The 23,552-nt window shown below is 69.8% G+C and carries 12 protein-coding genes; 9 read left to right on the top strand and 3 right to left on the bottom strand.

Annotated features, from left to right (window positions below; all coding sequences use genetic code 11):
• Positions 1 to 180: 180 nt before the first annotated feature.
• The 7 genes from AC3AP7_RS18340 to treY all read left to right on the top strand — a co-directional run bounded on the left by AC3AP7_RS18340 (position 181) and on the right by treY (position 18,546).
• Positions 181 to 3,609, top strand: a complete 3,429-nt coding sequence (locus tag AC3AP7_RS18340) for a maltotransferase domain-containing protein (RefSeq protein WP_487364012.1) — start codon at positions 181 to 183, stop codon at positions 3,607 to 3,609.
• Positions 3,609 to 7,058, top strand: coding sequence for a maltose alpha-D-glucosyltransferase (gene treS, locus AC3AP7_RS18335; RefSeq protein WP_487364011.1), 3,450 nt, complete (start codon positions 3,609 to 3,611; stop codon positions 7,056 to 7,058). Before AC3AP7_RS18340 ends, treS begins: the two co-directional genes overlap by 1 nt.
• Positions 7,051 to 9,267 (top strand): 1,4-alpha-glucan branching protein GlgB, encoded by a 2,217-nt coding sequence (gene glgB, locus AC3AP7_RS18330; protein ID WP_487364010.1) that lies wholly within the window; start codon positions 7,051 to 7,053, stop codon positions 9,265 to 9,267. The genes treS and glgB overlap by 8 nt, the downstream gene beginning before the upstream one ends.
• Positions 9,268 to 9,338: 71 nt before the next feature.
• Positions 9,339 to 11,579, top strand: a complete 2,241-nt coding sequence (gene glgX / locus AC3AP7_RS18325) for a glycogen debranching protein GlgX (protein WP_487364009.1) — start codon at positions 9,339 to 9,341, stop codon at positions 11,577 to 11,579.
• Positions 11,580 to 11,630: 51 nt separating this feature from the next.
• The gene (gene treZ / locus AC3AP7_RS18320) at positions 11,631 to 13,541 is read left to right on the top strand and encodes a malto-oligosyltrehalose trehalohydrolase (RefSeq protein WP_487364008.1); all 1,911 of its coding nucleotides are present in this window, start codon (positions 11,631 to 11,633) and stop codon (positions 13,539 to 13,541) included.
• The gene (malQ, locus tag AC3AP7_RS18315) at positions 13,538 to 15,733 is read left to right on the top strand and encodes a 4-alpha-glucanotransferase (protein ID WP_487364007.1); all 2,196 of its coding nucleotides are present in this window, start codon (positions 13,538 to 13,540) and stop codon (positions 15,731 to 15,733) included. Before treZ ends, malQ begins: the two co-directional genes overlap by 4 nt.
• The gene (gene treY, locus AC3AP7_RS18310) at positions 15,730 to 18,546 is read left to right on the top strand and encodes a malto-oligosyltrehalose synthase (RefSeq protein ID WP_487364006.1); all 2,817 of its coding nucleotides are present in this window, start codon (positions 15,730 to 15,732) and stop codon (positions 18,544 to 18,546) included. Before malQ ends, treY begins: the two co-directional genes overlap by 4 nt.
• A gap of 66 nt (positions 18,547 to 18,612) precedes the next feature.
• Here treY and AC3AP7_RS18305 read toward each other — a convergent pair whose 3' ends face one another.
• The gene (locus tag AC3AP7_RS18305) at positions 18,613 to 19,956 is read right to left on the bottom strand and encodes a hemolysin family protein (RefSeq protein ID WP_487364005.1); all 1,344 of its coding nucleotides are present in this window, start codon (positions 19,954 to 19,956) and stop codon (positions 18,613 to 18,615) included.
• A gap of 92 nt (positions 19,957 to 20,048) precedes the next feature.
• Positions 20,049 to 20,846, bottom strand: a complete 798-nt coding sequence (locus AC3AP7_RS18300; protein ID WP_487364004.1) for a sensor histidine kinase — start codon at positions 20,844 to 20,846, stop codon at positions 20,049 to 20,051.
• A 157-nt stretch (positions 20,847 to 21,003) separates the two neighbouring features.
• Here AC3AP7_RS18300 and AC3AP7_RS18295 point away from each other — a divergent pair, with 157 nt between their 5' ends.
• On the top strand, positions 21,004 to 21,345 hold the full coding sequence (locus AC3AP7_RS18295) for an FKBP-type peptidyl-prolyl cis-trans isomerase (RefSeq protein ID WP_487364003.1): 342 nt from the start codon (positions 21,004 to 21,006) through the stop codon (positions 21,343 to 21,345).
• 46 nt (positions 21,346 to 21,391) lie between these two features.
• Positions 21,392 to 22,150 carry a helix-turn-helix domain-containing protein gene (locus AC3AP7_RS18290; RefSeq protein ID WP_487364002.1) on the top strand — a complete coding sequence of 253 codons (759 nt, stop codon included), beginning with the start codon at positions 21,392 to 21,394 and terminating at the stop codon, positions 22,148 to 22,150.
• Positions 22,151 to 22,199: 49 nt separating this feature from the next.
• Here the strand turns inward: AC3AP7_RS18290 and AC3AP7_RS18285 are convergent, their stop codons facing one another.
• Complete coding sequence (locus AC3AP7_RS18285; RefSeq protein WP_487364001.1) at positions 22,200 to 23,390, bottom strand: O-succinylhomoserine sulfhydrylase; 1,191 nt, start codon at positions 23,388 to 23,390, stop codon at positions 22,200 to 22,202.
• Positions 23,391 to 23,552: the final 162 nt, after the last annotated feature.

The raw sequence follows: 23,552 nt of genomic DNA, 5'->3' as shown, positions 1-23,552 counted from the left end.
CGGCTCGCAAGCGGCCTTGCGCGTTCATTACAGCCGGGCGCAGCGCCGATCTTTGCACTACATTGACCAGTAGGCGCGCCGTGTGCACGCGGCATGCAACACCGGCTCTGGACCCCAACGAGCGATGCGATCGCACCCTGATGCATCCGCATCGCGGCAGGACGAATCTGGAAACCACCGATGGAACCTTCGGCAAGGTATGCACCGCGGATCTATTTCCTTCACTCTGTTCTCGTCGGACCGCTCGACGCGTGGCCAGCGCGGTTTGCGTACGCCGCTTCGCTCGGTTTCGACCACGTGCTGATCGGCGCGCTGTTCCAGCCCGGCCGCGCCGGACACGCGCAGATCGTCGCCGACCACGACCGCCTTCATCCGGTCTTCGATACGCCGCAGCGCGCGCACGATGCGCTGCGCGGCCTCGCCGACGCAGCGCGCGCGCAGGGCATCGGCCTGCTGGCCGATCTCGTGATCGACCGCTTCGCCGCCGACGGCGCGCTGCACGGCGCGCATCCCGACTGGTTCCACCCGTTCGAATCCGAAGAGGCGCGGCTCGACCCGCGCCACCTGCATCGCGAGGACAACGTCGCGTATGTGGACTTCGCGAGCGAAGGCAACACCGCCGCGCTGCTCGACTGGTGGACCCGCACGTTGCTCGGCCTCGCCGCGGCGGGCATCGCGGGCTTTCGCCTCGATTCGCCGCATCGCGTGCCGCGCGCGTTCTGGCAGCGGCTTGGTGCAGCCGTGCGCGCGCAGTACCCTGACGTGCGCTTTCTCGCCGCGACGCCGGGCATCGCGCGCGCCGATCTGATGCCGCTCGAAGACGCGGGTTTCGACAGCGTGTTCTCGTCGGTGCGCTGGTGGGATTTCCGCGCGAGCTGGCTGATCGACGAGTACGCCGCGCTGCTGCGCATCGGTGCGCCCATCGCGTTTCCCGAAGCGCCGTATGACCGGCGTCTCGCCGACGACATCGCCAATACGCAGGACATCGGCATCATCGAGCGCGCGTACCGGCGCGCGCTGGTCGCGGCGGCCGGCACCGGCGCCGGCTGGCTCGTGCCGATGGGCTTCGAATACGGCATCGCGCAGCCGATGTCCTACACGCGCGGCCACGCCGACGAATTCGACGCGCTTTGCCGCGCGGCCCGCTTCGATCTGCGCGCCGATCTCGCGCGCGTGAACGCGCTGCTGCGCGATCACGCCGCGCTGCAGGCATGCGGCGAACTGCGCGCACTGAGCGGACCGGATGCGCCGGTCGCGGTGCTGTTGCGCGGCGACCAGCCCGATCTGCGCGACAGCGCGGCGGCAACGCTCGTTGTCGCGAACCCCGCGCTCGATACGCCGGTGCGCGTCGATCCCGCGCGTTTTCTCGCGGGCGTGCCCGGCAGCTTCACCGCGTTCGCGCCGCTCGATCGGACCGGCGGCGACGCGCCGGCCCCACTCGCACCGTTCACGCTCGCGGCCGGCGAATGCCGGCTGTTCGCGGGGCTCGCCGATCCGCCGGTACTGCTCGCGCCACCGCACGACAAAGGCCGCTACGCCCGCAGCGCGCGCGCCGCCGTGATGGACGCGATCGCCGCGCCGCGCGTGGCGATCGAGAACGTGATGCCGAGCATCGACGACGGACGCTTCGTCGTCAGGCGCACGGTCGGCGAGCGTGTCGAGGTCACGGCAGCGATCTTTGCCGAAGGCCACGACCGGATCGCCGCCGCACTCGTCTGGCGCGCCGCCGACGAAACCGCGTGGCACGAAACGCCGATGCTGCCGGCCGAGCCCGCCGGCATGGATCAGTGGCGTGCGTTCATGCCGCTCATGCGCGTCGGCCGGCATGAATTCACCGTAATCGCGTGGCGCGACGACTTCGCGTCGCTCGTCGAACACGTGCAGAAAAAGCTGAAGGCCGGCCAGAGCGTCGAGACCGAAATCGAAGAAGCCCGCCACCTGTTCGCGCTCGTGCTGGCGGAAGCCGGGACAGCGGACGACGCGCCGCATGCGCCGCTCGCGGCACTGGCCGAGACCTTCGCGAAAGCGGATCCCGAGGCGCGCCTCGCGCTGCTGCTCGCGCCCGCGACTGCGCAGGCGATGGCCGACGCGCGCCACCGCCCGTTCCTCGCGCGCGATCCGCTGGTCTACCGGGTCGACGCCGAGCGCACCGCGGCGAGCTTCGCGAGCTGGTACGAGCTGTTTCCGCGCTCGATGAGCGACGACGAAGACCGCCACGGCACCTTCGCGGATGTCGTGCGCCAGTTGCCGCGCATTCGCGAAATGGGCTTCGACGTGCTGTATTTCCCGCCGATCCATCCGATCGGGCAAACGAACCGCAAAGGCCGCAACAACGCGCTCGCCGCGCAACCGGGCGACGTCGGCAGCCCCTATGCGATCGGCGCGGACGAAGGCGGCCATACCGCCGTGCACCCGGCGCTCGGCTCGCTCGACGACTTCCGGCAGATGCTCGCCGCCGCGCATCGGCATGGCCTCGAAATCGCGCTCGACTTCGCCATCCAGTGTTCACCCGATCATCCGTGGCTGAAGGCGCATCCGACGTGGTTCGCGTGGCGCCCCGACGGCACGCTGCGCTACGCGGAAAATCCGCCGAAGAAGTATCAGGACATCGTCAACCCGGACTTCTATGCGCACGATGCAAAGCCCAATCTGTGGCTTGCGCTGCGCGACGTGATCCTGTTCTGGATCGACGCCGGGGTCCACATCTTCCGCGTCGACAACCCGCACACGAAGCCGCTGCCGTTCTGGGAATGGCTGATCGCCGACGTGCGCGCGCGCCATCCGCACACGATCTTCTTCGCCGAAGCGTTCACGCGGCCGCGCATGATGTACCGGCTCGGCAAGATCGGCTTCTCGCAGTCGTACACGTACTTCACGTGGCGCGAATCGAAGCGCGACTTCATCGCGTATCTGGGCGAGCTCACGCAAAGCCCGGTGCGCGAGTATTACCGGCCGAACTTCTTCGTCAACACGCCGGACATCAATCCGCGCCATCTGCAGTCCTCCGGGCGCGCCGGCTTTCTGATCCGCGCGGCGCTCGCGGCGACGCTGTCGGGGCTGTGGGGCATCTATAGCGGCTTCGAGCTGTGCGAATCGGCCGCACTGCCGGACAGCGAAGAATATCTGGACTCCGAAAAATATCAGCTGCGTGCGTGGGACTGGCACCGGCCCGGTCACATCGCCGCCGAAATCGGCGCGCTGAACCGGATCCGCCGCGCGAATCCGGCGCTGCACACGCATCTGGGCATCACCTTCCTCACCGCGCACAACGACCAGATCCTGTGCTTCGAAAAAGCAACGCCCGCGCGCGACAACGTCGTCGTCGTCGCGATCAGCCTCGATCCGTTCAACGATCAGGGCGCCGATTTCGAGCTGTCGTGGGAGACGTTCGCGCGCTGGCGGCTGCAGGACAACGCCGCGCTCGACGTCGTCGACCAGATGAGCGGTGCGCGCTTCGAATGGTACGGACGCGCGCAGCACGTGCACCTCGGCCCGGGCGGGCTGCCGTTCGCGATCTGGCGCATCGCGCCGGCGGGCGGCCTGCCGGCGGAGGTGCCTGACAGCAATCACGGGCACGTCCCTCACCCGTCTCCGACCGAAGGTGCGTAATGAAACGCGACGACCCCACCGAGAGCCCCCCGCCCACGCGTGCCGCCACAGCCGCGGCGCACGCCGCGCATGCGCGCACGGCGCGGCGCGGCAAACCGTCGGCGCTGTCCGACGATCCGCTGTGGTACAAGGACGCGATCATCTATCAGGTGCACATCAAGTCGTTCTTCGATGCGAACAACGACGGCGTCGGCGACTTCCCCGGCCTGATCGCGAAGCTCGACTACATCGCCGAGCTTGGCGTCGACGCGATCTGGCTGCTGCCGTTCTACCCGTCGCCGCGCCGCGACGACGGGTACGACATCGCCGACTACCGCAACGTGCACCCCGACTACGGGCAGCTCGCCGATGTGAAGCACTTCATCCAGGAAGCGCACGCACGCGGCATCCGCGTGATCACCGAACTCGTGATCAACCACACGTCGGATCAGCATCCGTGGTTTCAGCGCGCGCGCCGCGCGAAACCCGGCTCGAACCATCGCAACTACTACGTGTGGTCCGATACGGACCAGAAGTACACCGGCACGCGCATCATCTTCATCGACAGCGAACCGTCCAACTGGACGCACGACCCGGTCGCGGGCGCCTATTTCTGGCACCGCTTCTATTCGCACCAGCCCGACCTGAATTTCGACAATCCGGCGGTGCTGCGCGAAGTACTGCAGGTGATGCGCTTCTGGCTCGACATGGGCATCGACGGACTGCGGCTCGACGCGGTGCCCTACCTCGTCGAGCGCGAGGGCACCAATAACGAGAACCTGCCGGAAACGCACGCGATCCTGAAGAAGATCCGCGCGACGATCGACGCCGAGTATCCGAACCGGATGCTGCTCGCCGAAGCGAACCAGTGGCCCGAGGACGTGCAGGAGTATTTCGGCGCCGAGGACGAATGCCACATGGCGTTCCACTTTCCGCTGATGCCGCGCATCTACATGGCGATCGCGAGCGAAGACCGCTTCCCGATCACCGACATCATGAAGCAGACGCCGGACGTGCCGACGTCGTGCCAGTGGGCGATTTTCCTGCGCAATCACGACGAACTCACGCTCGAAATGGTCACCGACTCCGAGCGCGACTACCTGTGGAATACCTACGCGAGCGACCGCCGCGCGCGGCTGAACCTCGGCATCCGCCGCCGGCTCGCGCCGCTGATGGAGCGCGACCGCCGCCGCATCGAGCTGATCAACTCGCTGCTGCTGTCGATGCCCGGCACGCCGGTGATCTACTACGGCGACGAACTCGGCATGGGCGACAACATCCACCTCGGCGACCGCGACGGCGTGCGCACGCCGATGCAGTGGTCGTCGGACCGCAACGGCGGCTTCTCGCGCGCGGACCCGGAGCAACTCGTGCTGCCGCCGGTGATGGGCACGCTTTACGGCTTCGACGCGATCAACGTCGAGGCGCAGAGCCGCGATCCGCACTCGCTGCTCAACTGGACCCGGCGCATGCTGGCGACGCGGCGCGCGCGCCGCGCGTTCGGGCGCGGCACGATCCGTTTCCTGAAACCGAACAACCGCAAGATTCTCGCGTACCTGCGCGAGATGCCGGACGAGCCGCCGATCCTGTGCGTCGCGAATCTGTCGCGCGCGCCGCAGGCGGTCGAGCTGGACCTGTCGGAGTTCGCCGGCACCGTGCCGATCGAGATGACCGCCGATTCGGTGTTTCCGGCGATCGGCCAGCTCACCTATCTGCTGACGTTTCCGCCATACGGCTTCCTGTGGTTCCTGCTGTGTCCGGGCAACCAGCGGCCGACGTGGGCGCAGGCGCCCTCCGAGCCGCTGCCGGAATTCGCGACGATCGTGATCCGCGAGGGGCAGACCGGCCCCACGCCCGAGAACGTGCGGCTGCTCGAATCCGAGGTGCTGCCGTCGTGGCTGAGCCGGCGGCGCTGGTTCGCATCGAAGGACCAGACGATGCACGCAGTGCGCCTCGCCGCACTGACGACCATTCCGAACGCGGGCTTCGCGTTCACCGAAATCGAAGCGGACGTCGGCGCGCACACCGAACGCTACGTGCTGCCCATCGCGATCAGCTGGGGCACCGATACGACCTCGCCGCTGTTCATCCAGCTCGCGCTCGCACGCGTGCGGCGCAACCGCAACATCGGGCACCTGACCGACGCGTTCTCGCTGCCGCTGTTCGCGCACGGCGTGCTGCACAAGCTGCGCGAACGCGCAGTCGTGCCCACCGTGCAAAAGAGCGAGATCTGCTTCGTGCCGACCGGGCGCTTCGACGAACTCAATCTCGGCGAGCGGCCCGAAATCCGCTGGCTCGCCGCCGAGCAGAGCAACAGCTCGCTCGTGATCGAAGACGTGGCGGTGCTGAAGCTCGTGCGGCGTTTGCTGAACGGCGTCCATCCGGAAGCGGAGATGAGCCGCTACCTGACCCGCGTCGGCTACGCGAACACCGCGCCGCTCTATGGCGAGGTCGTGCGCGTCGATCCGGCCGGCGTGCCGCATACGCTGTGCATCCTGCAAGGCTTCATCGACAACCAGGGCGACGCGTGGAACTGGGCGCTCGACTACCTGCGCCGGGCGATCGACGAGCTCGCGCTCACCGCCGACGCCGGCGAGGCCACCCCCGATCGCGACAACGAAGCGGAGGCGATCGACGGCTACGGCACGCTTGCCGGCGTGATCGGCAAGCGGCTCGGCGAGCTGCACGTCGCACTCGCGTCGCCGACCGACGATCCCGCGTTCGCGCCGGAACCGGCCACGCCGGCGCACGTGCAGGCGTGGACCGACGGCGCGCAAGCGATGCTCGCGGCCGCGCTCGACGTGCTCGCCGCGCACCTCGACGCGCTCGACGACGACACGCGAACCATCGCGCACGGGCTGCTCGAACGGCGCCAGGCGCTCGCGGGGCGCATCGCGCATCGGGTGGCCCCGAATGCGGGCGCGCTGCGCATCCGCATCCACGGCGACTTTCATCTGGGCCAGGTGCTGGTCGCACAGGGCGACGCATTCCTGATCGACTTCGAAGGCGAACCCGCGCGCCCGCTCGACGAACGCCGCCAGAAATCGAGCCCGCTGCGCGACGTGGCGGGACTGCTGCGCTCGCTGTCGTACGCGAGCGCAGCCGCGCAGTCGACCACCGAGAACGCGCCGCACCTGATCGCCGAGCGCAAGCGCACGCTGTTCGAGCGCTTTCGCGAGTATGCGGCCGAACGCTTCATCGAGCAGTACCGGATTGCGATCGCACACGCGCCGCAACCGCTCGTCGCGCCCGAGGCCGAGCAGGCGCTGCTCGACCTGTTCCTGATCGAGAAGGCCGCCTACGAAATCCGCTATGAGGCCGCCAACCGGCCGGCCTGGCTCGGCCTGCCGGTGCGTGGTCTCGCCGCGCTCGCAAACCGGCTGCTGGAGGACGAGACGCCGGGCGAGCCGGCGGCCGGCCGCCTCGCCGGCAACGCACCGCCGTCTCCGGCCGAGGGCGACTATGAGTGAACACGATCCGGCTATCGGCCTTCATCCGCTCGACCGGGACGCGCTCGCCGAGGCGCGCCATCCCGATCCGTTCTCGCTGCTCGGCCTGCACCAGACCGAAGCGGGCCCCGTGGTGCGCGCGATGCTGCCGAACGCCGCGCGCGTCGCCGTCATCGCGCGCGCCGACGGGGCGCTGCTCGGCGAGCTGACGCGCCTTGACGCGCGCGGCCTGTTCGCGGGACAGGTCAGCGCCGCGGTGCCGTACCGGTTGCGCATCGACTGGCACGGAACGCAACAGGATATAGAGGATACCTATTCATTCGGCCCGGTCCTCGGCGACGAGCCGCTGCAACGCCTCGCGCATGGCGACCCGTATGCGGTGCTCGAATGCCTCGGCGCACGTCCCGTCGAATTCGACGGCGTGCCCGGCGTGCGCTTCGCGGTGTGGGCGCCGAATGCGCGGCGCGTGTCGGTGGTCGGCGACTTCAACACGTGGGACGGACGCCGGCATCCGATGCGGCTGCGTCATCAGGCGGGCGTATGGGAGCTGTTCGTGCCGCGGCTCGCGGCGGGTGCGCGCTACAAGTACGAGCTGCTCGGACGCGACGGCCACCCGCTGCCGCTCAAGGCAGACCCGTGTGCGATGCAGACCGAGGCGCCGCCGGCCACTGCCTCGATCGTCGCGCACGTCGAGGCGATCGAACAGTTCCCGTGGAGCGACCACGCGTGGCTGCACGCGCGCGCCGCCCATCAGACGCCGCGCTCGCCGCTCGCGATCTACGAAGTGCATGCGTCGTCGTGGCTGCGCATCGCCGAAGAAGGCCAGCGCGGGCTTGACTGGGACGAGCTGGCCGAGCGCCTGATTCCGTACGCGCAGGAGATGGGCTTCACGCACATCGAATTCCTGCCGGTCGCCGAGCACCCGTTCGGCGGCTCGTGGGGCTATCAGCCGCTCGCGCAGTTCGCGCCGTCCGCGCGCTTCGGCCGGCCCGAGCAGTTCGCGCGCTTCGTCGATCGCGCGCATGCGGCCGGCCTCGGCGTGATCCTCGACTGGGTGCCCGCGCATTTCCCGAACGATGCGCACGGCCTCGTGCAGTTCGACGGCACGCCGCTCTACGAGCACGCGGATCCGCGCGAGGGCTACCACCAGGACTGGAACACGATGATCTACAACCTCGGCCGTCACGAGGTCAGCGCGTTCCTGATCGCGTCCGCGCTCGCGTGGCTCGCGCGCTACCACGTCGACGGACTGCGCGTCGACGCGGTCGCCTCGATGCTGTACCGCGACTATTCCCGCGCGCCCGGCGAGTGGGTGCCGAATGTCCACGGCGGCCGCGAAAATCTGGAGTCGATCGCATTCCTGAAGCGGCTCAATCACGAAGTCGGCTACGTGCCGGGGGTGCCGGGCGCGATCACGATCGCCGAGGAATCGACCGCGTGGCCCGGCGTGACCGCGCGCGTCGAGGACGGCGGGCTCGGCTTCGACTTCAAGTGGAACATGGGCTGGATGCACGACACGCTCCACTACATGCGCGAAGACCCGCTTTATCGCCGCTATCACCATCACAACCTGACCTTCGGCATGGTCTACGCGTACTCCGAATGCTTCGTGCTGCCGCTGTCGCACGACGAGGTGGTGCACGGCAAGGGCTCGCTGCTCGGCAAGATGCCCGGCGACCGCTGGCAGCGCTTCGCGAACCTGCGCGCGTACTTCGGCTTCATGTGGACGCATCCGGGCAAGAAGCTGCTGTTCATGGGCGGCGAGTTCGGGCAGCTCGCCGAGTTCGATCACGACGGCTCGCCGCACTGGCATCTGCTCGACGACCCGCTGCATCACGGCGTGCAGAGGCTGGTGCGCGACCTGAACCGGCTCTACGGCGACGAACCCGCGCTCCATACGCTCGATTGCGAAGCGGGCGGCTTCGACTGGCTGGTCGGCGACGACGCCGACAACAGCGTGATCGCCTACCGGCGTACCGACGGCGCGGGACGCGAGCTCGTCGCGGTTTGCAACTTCACGCCGGTGCCGCATCACGGCTATCGCGTCGGCGTGCCGCTCGCCGGCCGATGGAGCGAGGTCCTGAACACCGATGCGAGCCTCTACGGCGGCTCGAACGTCGGCAATGCCGGGCTCGTTCACACCGAGGACGTGGCGAGCCACGGCCGGCCGCAGTCGGTGTCGCTGATCCTGCCGCCGCTGGCGACGATCGTGCTGCGCGCGGACACCTGAGATCGCACCGGCGAATCGTCGGCGCGGCAGGGCGGCGCGCCCGCAGAACACGCATAACGAGGACGGGAACCATGTCGCACGCCTTGCCGGACCAGTTGCTGCCCGGTTCGCCCTACCCGCTCGGCGCGAAGTGGGACGGACTGGGCGTCAATTTCGCGGTCTTTTCCGCGCACGCGCAGCGCATCGAGCTGTGCCTGTTCGATGCGGCCGGCCGCAAGGAACTGCGCCGCTATGCACTGCCCGAATGCACGGACGAGGTCTGGCACGGCTATCTGCCCAACGTGCATCCGGGCACCGCCTACGGGTTTCGCGCGTACGGTCCGTATCAGCCGCACGAAGGGCACCGCTTCAATCCTTACAAGCTGCTGCTCGACCCTTACGCGCGCAAGCTGACCGGACAGTTTCGCTGGTCCGACGCGCTGTTCGGCTACCGGGTGCATTCGAACCGGCTCGACCTGTCGATGGACCGGCGCGACTCGGCGCCCGCCATGCCGAAATGCGTGGTGATCGACGAAGCGTTCGACTGGTCGCACGACGTGCGCCCGGACGTGCCGTGGAGCCAGACGGTCATCTGCGAGATGCACGTGCGCGGCGCATCGATGCGGCGTGCCGCGCTGCGCGCGCACGAGCGCGGCACGTTCGCCGCGCTGGCGGCGCCCGAATTCATCGAGCACCTGCTGAAGCTCGGCGTCACCGCGGTCGAACTGATGCCGGTGCACGCGTTCCTGAACGACCGCTTTCTGGTCGAGCGCGGATTGCGCAATTACTGGGGCTACAACACCGCCGCGTATTTCGCACCGGAACCGTCGTACCTGAGCACGCACCGGCTCGACGAAATGCGCATCGCGATTCGCCGGCTGCACGCGGCGGGAATCGAGGTGCTTCTCGACGTCGTCTACAACCACACGTGCGAGGGCGATGAGACGGGGCCGACCGTCTCGTGGCGCGGCCTCGACAACGCGAGCTACTACCGCCTCATACCCGGCGACGAACGGCATCATATCAACGACACCGGCTGCGGCAACACGGTGAACCTCGCGCATCCGCGCGTGCTGCAGATGGTGACGGATTCGCTGCGCTACTGGGCGACGTCGTTCAACATCGACGGCTTTCGCTTCGACCTCGGCGTCACGCTCGGCCGCGAGCACAGCGGCTTCGATCCGGGCTCCGGCTTTTTCGACGCGCTGCGGCAAGATCCGGTGCTGGCGCAGCGCAAGCTGATTTCGGAGCCGTGGGACATCGGCCCCGGCGGCTATCAGCTCGGCAACCATCCGCCCGGCTTCGCCGAGTGGAACGACCGCTTTCGCGACACCGTGCGCCGCTTCTGGCGCGGCGACGCGGGACTGCGGCCCGATCTCGCCGCGCGCCTCACCGGCTCGGCCGACCTGTTCAACCGGCGCCGGCGCCGGCCGTGGGCCTCGATCAACTATGCGGCGTCGCACGACGGCTTCACGCTCGCCGATCTCGTGTCGTACGAGCACAAGCACAACGACGCGAACGGCGAGGAAAACCGCGACGGCCACAACGAGAACTGCAGCGCGAACTGGGGCGTCGAGGGCCCGAGCGACGACCCGTCGATCGGCGACACCCGCGCGCGCATCATGCGCTCGCTGATCGCGACGGTATTCGTCTCGCTCGGCACGCCGATGCTGCTCGCCGGCGACGAAGCGCATCGCACCCAGCAAGGCAACAACAACGCGTACTGCCAGGACAACGAAATTTCATGGCTCGACTGGGAACGCGCCGGGTCCGCCGACGGTCGCACCATGACAGCGTTCGTCGCGCGCGCGATCGCGCTGCGCAGGCAGCATCCGTTGCTGCGCGAGCCGCGCTTCCTGTTCGGCGACCGCGAAGTGCTGCCGGGCGTGCACGACATCGGCTGGTTCGACGAACGCGGCGAGCCGCTCACGCCCGAGGCCTGGCAGGACCCGGAGGGACGCGCGCTGACGCTGCGGCGCGCCGGCGAGGGCGCCGACGGGCAAACCGAGGTTCTGTTGATGATGCTGAACGCGTCGGCCCAGACGCTGTCGTTCGCCCCGCCCGCGCCGCAGCTGGAATGGCACGTGCTGCTCGATACCGCACAGCCGGCAGCGTCTTCGCGGGCGCTCGCGGCGCCCGCGCTGGAGGTCGCCGCGCACGCGCTCGTGCTGCTCGCCGCGTGGCCCGGCCGCGCAGACGCCCGGGCCGCCGGCGCGCCGGATGGGCCGAATGGACCGCACGACGCGCAACCGCGCGCGGAGAAAACAGCACAAGCGGCACACGCGGAAGCACCCGGCCCGGGCGGGGCCGGTCATCGCGCGCCGCCTGCGTGAGCCGCCCCGCGTCGGCGCTTGCCGGCGCGCTCAACCGAAGGGTGACGAATCATGTCCGAAAGTCCGCTGGATCCTCACGCACCGCATCACGCGCACTGTCTGCCGTTCGGCGCGCATCTGCTCGGCGCACAGGGCGCGCAGCCGCGCACGCGCTTTCGCTTCTGGGCGCCGTCGTGCGCTGCGGTGCGCGTCGAAATCGACGGGCCGGACAAGCCCTTCGCCCTCGACATGACGCCGTCCGGCGCCGGCTGGTTCGAGGCCGACGCGCCCTGCGGCGCGGGCGCGCTGTATCGTTACCGGCTCGACACCGGGCTCGCGGTGCCCGATCCGGTGTCGCGCTTTCAGCCGCAGGGCGTGCACGGCCCGAGCGAAGTGATCGACCCGCGCGCCTACACGTGGCGGCAGACGGACTGGCACGGCCGCCCATGGGAGGAAACCGTGCTGTACGAGCTGCACGTCGGCGCGCTGGGCGGCTATGCGGGTGTCGCAAAGCGGCTGCCGGCGCTCGCCGCGCTCGGCGTCACCGCGATCGAACTGATGCCGCTCAACGCGTTCCCCGGCGAGCGCAACTGGGGCTACGACGGCGTGCTGCCGTACGCGCCCGATTCGACGTACGGCCGCCCCGACGAACTGAAAGCGCTGATCGACGCCGCGCACGGCCACGGGCTGAGCGTGTTTCTCGACGTCGTCTACAACCACTTCGGGCCGGACGGCAATTACCTTCAGCAATACGCCGCGCCGTTCTTCCGCGCGGACACGTCGACGCCGTGGGGTCCGGCGATCGACTTCGAACGCAGCGAAGTCAGCGAATTCTTCTGCGACAACGCGGTGTACTGGATCAACGAATACCGCTTCGACGGCCTGCGCTTCGACGCCGTGCACGCAATCGGCAACGACGACTGGCTGCGCACGCTCGCGGAGCACATCCGGACGAAGGTGCGGCACGGGCGTCACGTTCATCTCGTGCTGGAAAACGAACGCAATACCGCGAGCCTGCTCGAAACGCATTTCGACGCGCAGTGGAACGACGACGCGCACAATGCGCTGCACGTGCTGCTGACCGGCGAAACCGAAGGCTACTACCACGCCTACGCGGCGCAGCCGGTCCGCCAGCTCGCGCGCGTGCTGGCCGAAGGCTTCGCGTATCAGGGCGAGCCCTCGCCGATCCACGACGGCAAGGCGCGCGGCGAACCGAGCGGCGCCCTGCCGCCGACCTCGTTCGTGATGTTCCTGCAGAACCACGATCAGGTCGGCAACCGCGCGTTCGGCGAACGGCTGAGCACGCTGTGCGACGCGGACGCGCTGCGCGCGGCAAGCGCGCTGCTGCTGCTGTCGCCGCAGATTCCGCTGCTGTTCATGGACGAGGAGTACGGCTCGACACAGCCGTTCCTGTTCTTCACCGACTATCGGGACGCGCTTGCGGAGGCGGTGCGCGAAGGACGTCGCCGCGAATTCGCGCGCTTTGCCGCGTTCAGCGACGCCGGGCAACGCGCGCGCATCCCCGACCCGAATCATCCGCAGACCTTCGCCGCGTCGTCGCCGCCCCCCGACGCCGCAACGCACGACGACGCGCAGGCGCGGCGCAGCTGGCGGCATTTTTATGAAGCCGCGCTCGCGGTGCGCGCGAGGCTCATCACGCCGCGCCTCGCGCACACGGCGCCGCTCGGCGTGACCGTGCTGGCCGGCGCGAACGGCGCCGATGCGCGGGCGCTCGTCGCGCGCTGGCGGCTCGGCGACGGCGAGACGCTGTCGCTCGCGCTGAACCTCGACGACACCGACGTCGCGCTCGGCGACCCGCCGCCGGGCAAGGTGATCTTCGAGACGCCGCCGCGCGCGCGCGACGCCGCCGATGCACGCCGCCTGCCGCCGCATGCGTGCATCGCATGGCTCACCGGCGACGTCGCCCGGTACGCGAGCGCGCACGATGCGCGCAAGGCCACCCGGCGGGAGCGGCACGCATGAGCGCGCACCGTCGTTCGTCCGGAACCGTGGCGCATCTCGCCGCGCGCGCGGGGCTCGAAGTCGAGTGGGTCGACGCGCACAACACGACGCAGCGCGTGCCCGACAGCACGCTCGCCGTGCTGCTCGACTGTCTCGGCCTGCCATGCGGCACCGCCGCGCAGATCCGGCAAAGCGCGGCCGCGCTCGACGCCGAGCTGTCCGGCCGCCGCCTGCCGCCGCTGATGACCGCCGAGTGCGAGCGCGGCATCGCGCTGCCCGCGGCCGCGATCAAGGCCGGCAGCCATTACAGGATCGAACTCGAAAGCGGTGCGGTGCTCGACGGCCGCTTTACCGCGCCCAGGGGCGAGGCCGCGCTGCTCACGCCGATCGACGAGCCCGGCTATCACACGCTGCATCTGAACGACCATCGCGTCACGCTGGCGGTCGCGCCCGCGCGCTGCTATACGGCTGCCGACGCATGGCGGCAGCAGCACGACGCGCCCGCGCCGCCGCTATGGGGGCTCGCCGCGCAGCTCTATGGCCTCAGGCACGACGGCGACGCCGGCATCGGCGACTATTCGGCGCTCGCGCAGCTCGCCGCCGCGAGCGCGCAGCGCGGCGCGCACCTGCTCGCGGTGAGTCCGACCCATGCGATGTTCAGCGCCGAGCCCGAACGCTTCAGCCCCTACTCGCCGTCCTCGCGTCTGTGGCTGAACGTCGCGCATATCGATCCCGCCGCGGTGTTCGGCGCGCCGGCTGCGCACGCGGCACGCGAGGCAACCGCGAGCCGCGCCGCCGCGGCGCGGCTCGAACAGCATGCGCTGATCGACTGGCCCGCTGCGATCCAGCTCAAGCTGGGTGTGCTGCGTGTGCTCTTCGAGCAGTTCTGCGAGGACGAACGCGTCCGCGACACGCCGCGCGCGCGCGCTTTCGACGCATTCTGCCGCGCCGGCGGCCGCGCACTCGAAGATCATGCGCGCTTCGAAGCGCTGCAGGCCGCCCAGCACGCGCTGCCCGACGGCGACGGCTACTGGCGCCGCTGGCCGGACGCGTTGCGCGACCCGCGCAGCGCGCAGGTCGAAGCGTTCGCGCGCGAACATCGCAGCGAGGTCGAGTTTCATCTGTTCCTGCAATGGCTTGCCGCGCAGGGGCTCGCGCACGCGCAACGGCGCGCGCGCGAAGCCGGCATGGCAATCGGCCTGATCGCCGATCTCGCGGTCGGCTGTGACAGCGCCGGCAGCCACGCCTGGTCGTACTGCGACGACATGCTGCAGGGCGTCTCGGTCGGCGCGCCGCCCGATCTGTTCAACCAGGCGGGCCAGGCATGGGGACTCACGACGTTCTCCCCGCGCGCGATGCGCAACCAGGGATTCGCCGCGTTCATCGACATGCTGCGGGCCGCGTTCGCGCACGCGGGCGGCATCCGCATCGACCACATTCTCGGGCTGCGCCGCCTGTGGCTCGTGCCGGACGGCGCCAGCGCGCGCGACGGCGCCTATCTGCGCTATCCGCTCGACGACCTGCTGCGGCTGATCGCGCTCGAATCGTGGCGGCACCGGGCAATCGTGATCGGCGAGGATCTCGGCACCGTGCCGCCGGGCTTTCGCGAGCGGCTCGACGAACATGGCCTCGCGGGCATCCGCGTGCTGTGGTTCGAGCGCGGCGGCAGCAAGCGCGGCTTCACGGCACCGGCGCGCTGGGACCGCCACGCGGCCGCCACGACGACCACGCACGATCTGCCGACTGTCGCCGGCTGGTGGCGCGGCGCGGACATCGCGTGGCGCAACCGGATCGGCCAGACGCTGCCGCGCGCCGACGGACGCGATCCGGTCGCGCTCGCACAGGCCGAGCGCGCCGCCGACCGCGCCGCGCTGTGGGCGGCGTTCCAGCAGGCCGGCGTCGCCGCCGCGGGCCGCCCTGTGCCGCCGCCGCAGGACGCGCCGGTCGACGAGGCGCTCGCGTTCGTCGCGACGACGCCCGCCGCGCTCGCCACGTTCCCGCTCGAAGACCTGCTCGCGCTCGAAGACCAGCCGAACCTGCCCGGCTCGATCGACGAGCACCCGAACTGGCGGCGCCGTCTGCCCCTCGCCGTCGACGCGCTGTTCGACGATCCCGGCGTCACCCGCCGCCTCGCCACGATCGCCCGCGCCCGCGCGGGGCAGGCGCCGCCCCTACCGCCGTGCACGGCGTCTCCGGAAACCGACACACCATGACTGTCCCACGCGCTACGCTCCGACTCCAGTTTCACCGCGGCTTCACGTTCGACGATGCGCGCGCGCACGTCGGCTACTTCGCCGCGCTCGGCGTGAGCCACCTGTACGCGTCTCCGGTGACCACCCCGGAGCCGGGTTCGACGCACGGCTACGACACCGTCGACTACGGCGAGGTCAGCGCCGAATGCGGCGGCGAAGCAGCGCTCGTACGCCTCGTGCACACGCTGCGCGAGTGCGGGATGGGGCTGATCGTCGACGTCGTGCCGAACCACATGGGGGTCGGCAGCGCGCACAACGCGTGGTGGCTCGACATCCTCGAATGGGGACGCCACAGCGCCTACGCGCGGTACTTCGACGTCGACTGGCACTCGCCGGACCCGGCATTGCGCGCGAAAGTGCTGCTGCCGTATCTCGGCGCGCAGTACGGCGACGAACTGGCGGCCGGGCGGATCGCACTCGATTTCGCCGCAGCGACAGCGCATTTGCGCGTCACCTACGGACCGCACGTCGCGCCGGTGTGCCCGACCGACTACGCGGCGATCCTGCAGGGCGCGAACCATCCGGCACTGAACGCGCTGGCCGAACGTTTCGCAGGCCTGACGACGCAGCCCGACGACCAGCTGCGTGCAGCCGAGGCGCGCGCGATGCTGCGCGAGTTCGCCGCGCAAGGCGGCCAGCCCGCCATCGACGCGGCGCTCGCCGCCTATGCGCCCGGCGACGCGTCGTCGCGCGAGCGGCTGCACCGGCTGCTCGAACGCCAGCACTTCCGGCTCGCCTGGTGGCGTACCGCGTCCGACGAGGTCAACTGGCGGCGTTTCTTCGATATCGGCACGCTTGCCGGCATGCGCGTCGAGCGCCCCGAGGTGTTCGAAGCGACGCATGCGCTGATCTTCCGGCTCTACGCGCAAGGCCTGATCGACGGGGTGCGCATCGACCACGTCGACGGCCTCGCCGAGCCGCGCGAATACTGCCAGCGCCTGCGGCAGCGGCTCGGCGAGCTGCGCGCGGGCGAGCCCTACCTGGTGGTCGAGAAGATCCTTGCGCGCGGCGAGCCGCTGCGCGACGACTGGCGCGTGGACGGCACGACCGGCTACGACTTCATGAACGACGTCGGCGCGCTGCTGCACGATCCGGCAGGCGCGGAACCGCTCGCGCACGCGTGGGCCGAACTGAGCGGGCGCAGCGCCGCATTCGCCGACGAAGCGCATCGGGCGCGCCGCCAGATTCTCGCGGAAAACCTCGCCGCCGAGCAGGACCGCGTGGCGCGCGCACTGCACCGGATCGCGCGCGACAGCCTCGCCACGCGCGACTTCACGTACACCGCGCTGCGCCGCGTGGTGGGCGAGCTGGCGGTGCATTTTCCGGTGTACCGGATCTACCCGCACAACGGCGTGCGCAGCGCAGCCGATCGCCTCGCGTTCGATAGCGCCTTGCAGGCCGCGCGGCACGCGTTATCGGCCGCCGATCATGCGGTCCTCGCGCAGGTCGACGCATGGCTCGGCGGCAGCGTGCCCGACGAGCCGGCCACCGCCCGCGACGCAGCCGGGTCGGGGATCGGCCACGCCCGCGCGGCGCGCCGCGGCGCGCAGGCGTTGTTCTCGCAACTGACCGTGCCGCTCGCGGCGAAAGCGATCGAGGACACCGCGTGCTACCGCTACGGCCGGCTGCTGTCGCGCAACGAGGTCGGCGCGGACCCGGGCGAATTCGCGCTGTCGCCGGCGGCGTTTCATGCGGCCAACGCCGAACGCGCGCGCCGGCATCCGCATGCGATGCTCGCCACGGCCACGCACGATCACAAGCGCGGCGAAGACGCGCGCGCACGGCTCGCCGTGCTGAGCGAACGCGCCCACGCATGGATCGCCACGCTGCGCGCGTGGTCGACGCTGAACGCGCCGCACCGGCGCGGCGCCGACCGCGACGGCCCGCAATGGGCGCCCGGTCCCGCCGCGGAAGCGATGCTGTACCAGACGCTGGTCGGTCATTGGCCCCCGGAGCTCGCGCCGGACGATGCCGCCGGCGTGGAAGCGTTCGCCGGGCGCGTCGCGCAGTGGCAGCAGAAGGCGTTGCGCGAAGCGAAGCTGCGCACGCAATGGTTCGCGCCCGACGAAGCGTATGAGCAGGCGTGCCGCGATTTCCTGTTCGACATCCTCGCACCGCAGCGGCGCGACGGCTTCCTGCGCGAGCTGGCCGCGCTGGTCGCCAGCATCGGGCCCGCCGGCGCACTCAACGGTCTGCAGCAGACCGTGTTGCGGCTGACCGCGCCGGGCGTGCCCGATCTCTATCAGGGCACCGAGCTGTGGGACTTCAGCCTCGTCGATCCGGACAATCGGCGGCCCGTCGGGTTCGCGCAGCGCAACGCATGGCTCGCGGATGCGCCGCCCTCCGATTACCTCGCCGCGTGGCAAAACGGCCGCGTGAAACTCGCGGTGATCCAGCGTCTGCTCGCATTGCGCGCGCATCTTCCCGGACTGTTTCGCGACGGCGCCTATCTGCCGCTGACGATCGCCGGCACCCATGCGGCGCATGCGCTCGCGTTTGCGCGGCGCGACGCGCACGCGTGGGTCGTCGTGATCGTGACGCGTCTCGCGGCGGGCCTGCCCGGCAGCCAGGACGGCGCGCCGCACGTCGATCCGGCGCACTGGGGCGACACCGCGGTCGAACTGCCCGACGGGCTGCACGCGCGGTCGCTGTTCGACTGGATGTGTCCGGCCTCGCCGCGCGTCGGCGAACACGGCGCGCTATACCTGCGCGACGCGCTCGCGACGATGCCGGTCGCCGTGCTGGTCGAGAACGGCGTCGCGCCGGCACGCTGAAGGGCGCCGCATCGGGCTGACGTCGGGCTGACGTCGGGCCGATGTGCGCGGTCGCCGTCGCGCCGGTTAGCCGCCCTCGTCGTCGAATCCCTTCGGATACACGCGCACGAGCAGGATGCGCGGCCCCTTCATCTTCTTCACGACGATATCGAAGCGCTCGAACGCCACGCGCTGCCCCTCGCCGGGCAGATCGTTCAGCGCGTGAATCACCAAGCCGCCGACGGATTCGGCGCGGCCCTCGTCGATGTCGATGCCGAGCGCCCGTTCGAGCGATACCACCGGCAGGCTGCCCTTGCCGATCAGCGTCCCATCGTCCATGCGGGTCCAGTCGGTGTCGCCCTGACGGAACTCGTCGTGGATTTGCCCGACGAGCGCGCCGAGCAGATTATCGAGCGTCAGGAAGCCGCTCGGCGCGGTGTTCTTGTGCCCGACGAGCGCCATGTGCGGCGCGCCTTTGCGAAAGCGCCGGAACAGTTCGAGCGCGGGCATGTCCGGCTTCACGTACTGCACCGGGCGCACGTGTTTCGCCAGATCGTCGAGCGTGCCGCCCGCCTGGCGCGCGAGCAGCAGGTCTTTCAGATGCAGCATGCCGAGCACGCGTTCGCCGGATGCATCGGCAAACAGCGGATAGCGGCTGAAGCGGTGCCGCGCGACCACCTGCATGTTCTCGCGCAGCGGCAAGTCCTGGCGCAGGCCGACCATCTCGTGCGCGGGCCGCATCAGATCGGACACCGTCATGCGCGAGAAATCGAGCGAGTGCGCAATCGTGTTCCATTCGTCCTCACTGTACGTCTGCGCGCCAGCCCCGGCCTCGCGCGCGGCCTGCGCGCGTCCGCCGCGCAGGATCAGCTTCAGTTCCTCGGTCGAATAATGCGTGTCGGCGCCGTGCCGCGCGACGAGGCCGGCCATCCGCAGCACCGCGTTCGCGCTGCTGTTGAGCAGCCAGATCGCCGGATACATGGCCCAATAAAAACCGTAGAGCGGCGTCGCCGCCCACAGCGACACTTTTTCGGCCTCGCGAATCGCGAGCGACTTCGGCGCCAGTTCGCCGACCACGATATGCAGGAACGAAATGCAGGCGAACGCGAAGAACAGCGAGATGCCATGAATCAGTTCCGCCGATTCGACGCCGAGCAGGCCGAGCAGCGGCGTGAGCAGCCGCGCAAACGCGGGCTCGCCGATCCAGCCGAGCCCGAGCGACGCCAGCGTGATGCCGAGCTGGCACGCCGACAGATACGCGTCGAGATGCCCATGCACCTTCGCGAGCAGACGGCCGCGCAGACCGTGCTGCGCGACGAGGCTGCGGACCCGCGTCTGCCGCAGCTTGACGAGGCCGAACTCGGCCGCGACGAAAAAACCGTTGAGTGCAACGAGCAGCAACGCACCGATAAGGGCGACAAGCTGGATCAAGACCACACGCTCCGACAGGCAAAGCGCTCAGTATAGGGGACGCGCGTGCGCGCACCCGCTGCGTGTCGCTGCGGGGCCGCTCATGGCGACGCTCACGGCGCCACGGCGGGCACGCGCAGCGCGAGACGGGCCGGCTCGCCGTCCTTGAGCGCATCCTGCGTGAAGGTGCCGCCGTGCGCCTCGGCCACGCGCCGGCACAGTGCGAGCACCCACGCGATGCGCCCGGCCTCGCGCGGCGCGCGCGCTTCGCTGCGCGCGAACGGTTCGAGCAGATGCGGTAGCGCGGGATCGTCGAGGGCCGCGCCGGCCGGCGTGAACGTGACGGCGGCCTCCCATGCGGCGGCATCGGCGTGCGCGCCGAGCGTGACCTCGGCGGCGGGCGCGCTCGCCTCGACCGCGAAGGTCAGCATCAGCCACAGCGCCGCGGCAAGCCGCTCGCGATCGCCGTCGTACTGCTCGGTCGCGAGCGCCGAATCGAATGCGACGTGCACGCCGCGCGCGCGCCCGAGATCCGTGCGCACGTCGTCGACGGCGTCGCTGAGCAGCGCCTGCAGCGCGAACGGTTCGCGTTCGAGCGTCAGATGGCGGGTACCCGCGCGCGTCGTGTCGACGATCGACTCCAGCAGCTTCACCTGCTGGTCGACGCCGTTGCGTATGCCGATGATCGCGCGCTGCGCGGCCGGATCGTTCGCATCGAGCTTGCGTTCGAGCACGTAGGCCCAGCTATGAATCGCGTTCAGCGGACCGCGCAGATCGTGCGACACCAGCGACAGCACGTGATCGCGCATGAACAGCGCGACCTGCGCGCAGCGCAGCGCGCTGCGCTCAGACCGGGCAAGCGCGCCGATAACCGGCCGGCCGCCGCCGGCACCCGTGGAAGACGGAGTCACGATAGAGGTCCTCGCAGGCAGTGCGGGTGGGATACCGAGGCTCCCATTATAGGCACGCGGGATTGCCCCCGACGCCGTGCGCGCCGCGAATTCCGGACGGCCATGCGCCATCGCGCCTACAATGTCGGCTTTGACGACCCGTTTGAAGGAGCAATCGATGTCAACCGTGACGACCGCCACCGGCCTCCAGTACGAAGACCTCACCGAAGGCGCCGGCGCCGAAGCGAAAGCCGGCCAGACCGTCACCGTGCACTACACGGGCTGGCTGACCGACGGTCAGAAGTTCGACTCCAGCAAGGACCGCAACGACCCGTTCGCGTTCGTGCTGGGCGGCGGCATGGTGATCAAGGGCTGGGACGAAGGAGTGCAGGGCATGAAAGTAGGCGGCGTGCGCAAGCTGACCATTCCGCCGCAACTCGGCTACGGCGTGCGCGGCGCGGGTGGTGTCATTCCGCCGAACGCAACGCTCGTGTTCGAAGTCGAGCTGCTGCAGGTCTGAACGCGCGGGCCCGCGTGCCGCGCGCCGTGTCCGCGAAAATGCGCCGATGAACGACGCCGCCGTCATCGCCCCCAGCGTGTCGGTGCGCCGCTACGGCGCGCACGAGGCATCGGATGTGCACGCGTTCCACCAGATCGTGCTGGGCCTCGACGGCACGATGGTGATGGCAGTGGACGGCGTCGCCGAGCGGATCGTCGCGGGTTCCGCGTGGCTCGTTCCGGCCGGCGCGCGCCACGACTACGCGGGCATCGGCGAGAACCGGCAACTGGTGCTGGATCTGCCGCTCGCCTCGCTCGCGGTGCCGCAACGGCTGTTCGAGCGGGCGCGAGCGATCACGCTGGCGCCGCCGCTCGCGCAACGGGTGCGCGACATCGCATCATGCGCGCCCCCCGACGACAGCGCGAACTGGCGGCGCTTTCACTGGGCCGCCGCCGCGCGCCTGTGCGACGCGCTGCTGCCCGCCGCGGCCGCGAGCGCGCCGGGCAGCGGGCTCGACTTCGCGCGCATCGACCGCTGGATGCGCACGCATCTGTCGGAGCCGCTGCGCGTCGCCGACCTCGCCGCGCATTGCGGCTTCGGCATGCGGCGCTTTCATCAGCTTTTCAACGAGGCGTTCGGCGAAACGCCGCACCGCTACCTGCAACGGCTGCGGCTCGACGCCGCCGTCACGCTGCTCGGCGACGCACGCCGTTCGCTGAGCGACATCGCGCTCGATGTCGGCTTTGCCGACCAGAGCACGTTCACGCACGCATTCACCCGACGCTTCGGGCTCGCGCCCGGCCAGTGGCGGCAACTGCGCCACTAGCGGTCGTGCACGGTGCGCTCGCGCGCATCGCGCACGGTCGGGCGTCGATTCAGGCGTCGAGTCCGCGCGCCAGATCGGCGCGGATGTCGCCCGCATTTTCGAGGCCGACCGCCAGCCGGATCAGTCCTTCGCTGATGCCCGCAGCGGCGCGCGCCTCCGGCGAGATGCGCGCATGCGTGGTGGTGGCCGGGTGCGTGATCGTCGTCCGCGTATCGCCGAGATTCGCGGTGATCGAGCACACTTTCGTGCCGTCGATCACGCGCCACGCGTTCGCGCGCTGCGCTTCGGGCGTATCGCCCTTCAACTCGAACGACAGGGTCGCGCCGCCCGCTTTCTGCTGCCGCTTCGCGATCGCGTATTGCGGGTGCGATTCGAGCCCCGGATAAAACACGCGATTCACCGCGGGATGCGCCTCCAGCCAGCGCGCGATGTCGAGCGCGTTGGCCGACTGCCGCTCGACCCGCAGCGACAGCGTTTCCATGCCCTTGAGCAGCACCCACGCGTTGAATGCCGACAGCGTCGGCCCCGCGCTGCGCACGAACGGAAACACCTTTTCCATGATGAACTGCTTCGAGCCGACCAGCGCGCCGCCGAGCACGCGGCCCTGGCCGTCGAGGAACTTGGTCGCCGAGTGCATCACGACGTCCGCGCCGAGCTTCAGCGGCTGCTGCAGCGCCGGGCTGCAGAAACAGTTGTCGACGACGAACAGCGCATTCGCGGCCTTCGCGATCCGCCCGATCGCTTCGATGTCGGCCACTTCGGTCAGCGGATTCGACGGCGTTTCGAGGAAGAACATCTTCGTCTCGGGCCGCACGGCGTTCTTCCAGGCGTCGAGATCGGTCGGATCGACGAACGTCGTCGTGATGCCGAAGCGGCTGAAGATCTGCGAGAACATGCCGAGCGTCGAGCCGAACAGGCTCTGCGAACTGACGAGATGATCGCCCGTCTGCAGCGCCGACATCACGACCGACAGGATCGCGCTCATGCCCGACGCCGTCGCCATGCACGCCTCGCCGCCTTCGAGCGCGGCGAGGCGATCCTGGAACATCGTCACGGTCGGGTTGGTGAAGCGCGAGTAGGTGTAAAAGTCTTCCGAGTTCCTGAAGCGCTCGGCGGCCTGCGCCGCGCTCGAGAACATGAAGCTCGAGGTCAGGAAGAGCGCTTCCGAGTGCTCGTTGAAATCGCTGCGCAGCGTGCCGGAGCGCACGGCAAGAGTGTCGAAGTTCAGTGAGTCGTCCATGATGGTTCGGGTTCCAGTTGCCACGTGTATCGCGCGTATTGCGACCTGTCCGGACCGGCCCCGCCGCGCCGCGCCCGCCCAAGGGCGCGCAAACGGTGGCCGGCAACAAAAAAGCCCGCTTTGCGTCGGCATAAGCGGGCTTCATCTGCGGGAAAGCGGGGC

The organism is Paraburkholderia sp. PAMB 6770, assembly GCF_057748135.1.
This window is presented reverse-complemented; position numbering and strand designations above follow the sequence as displayed.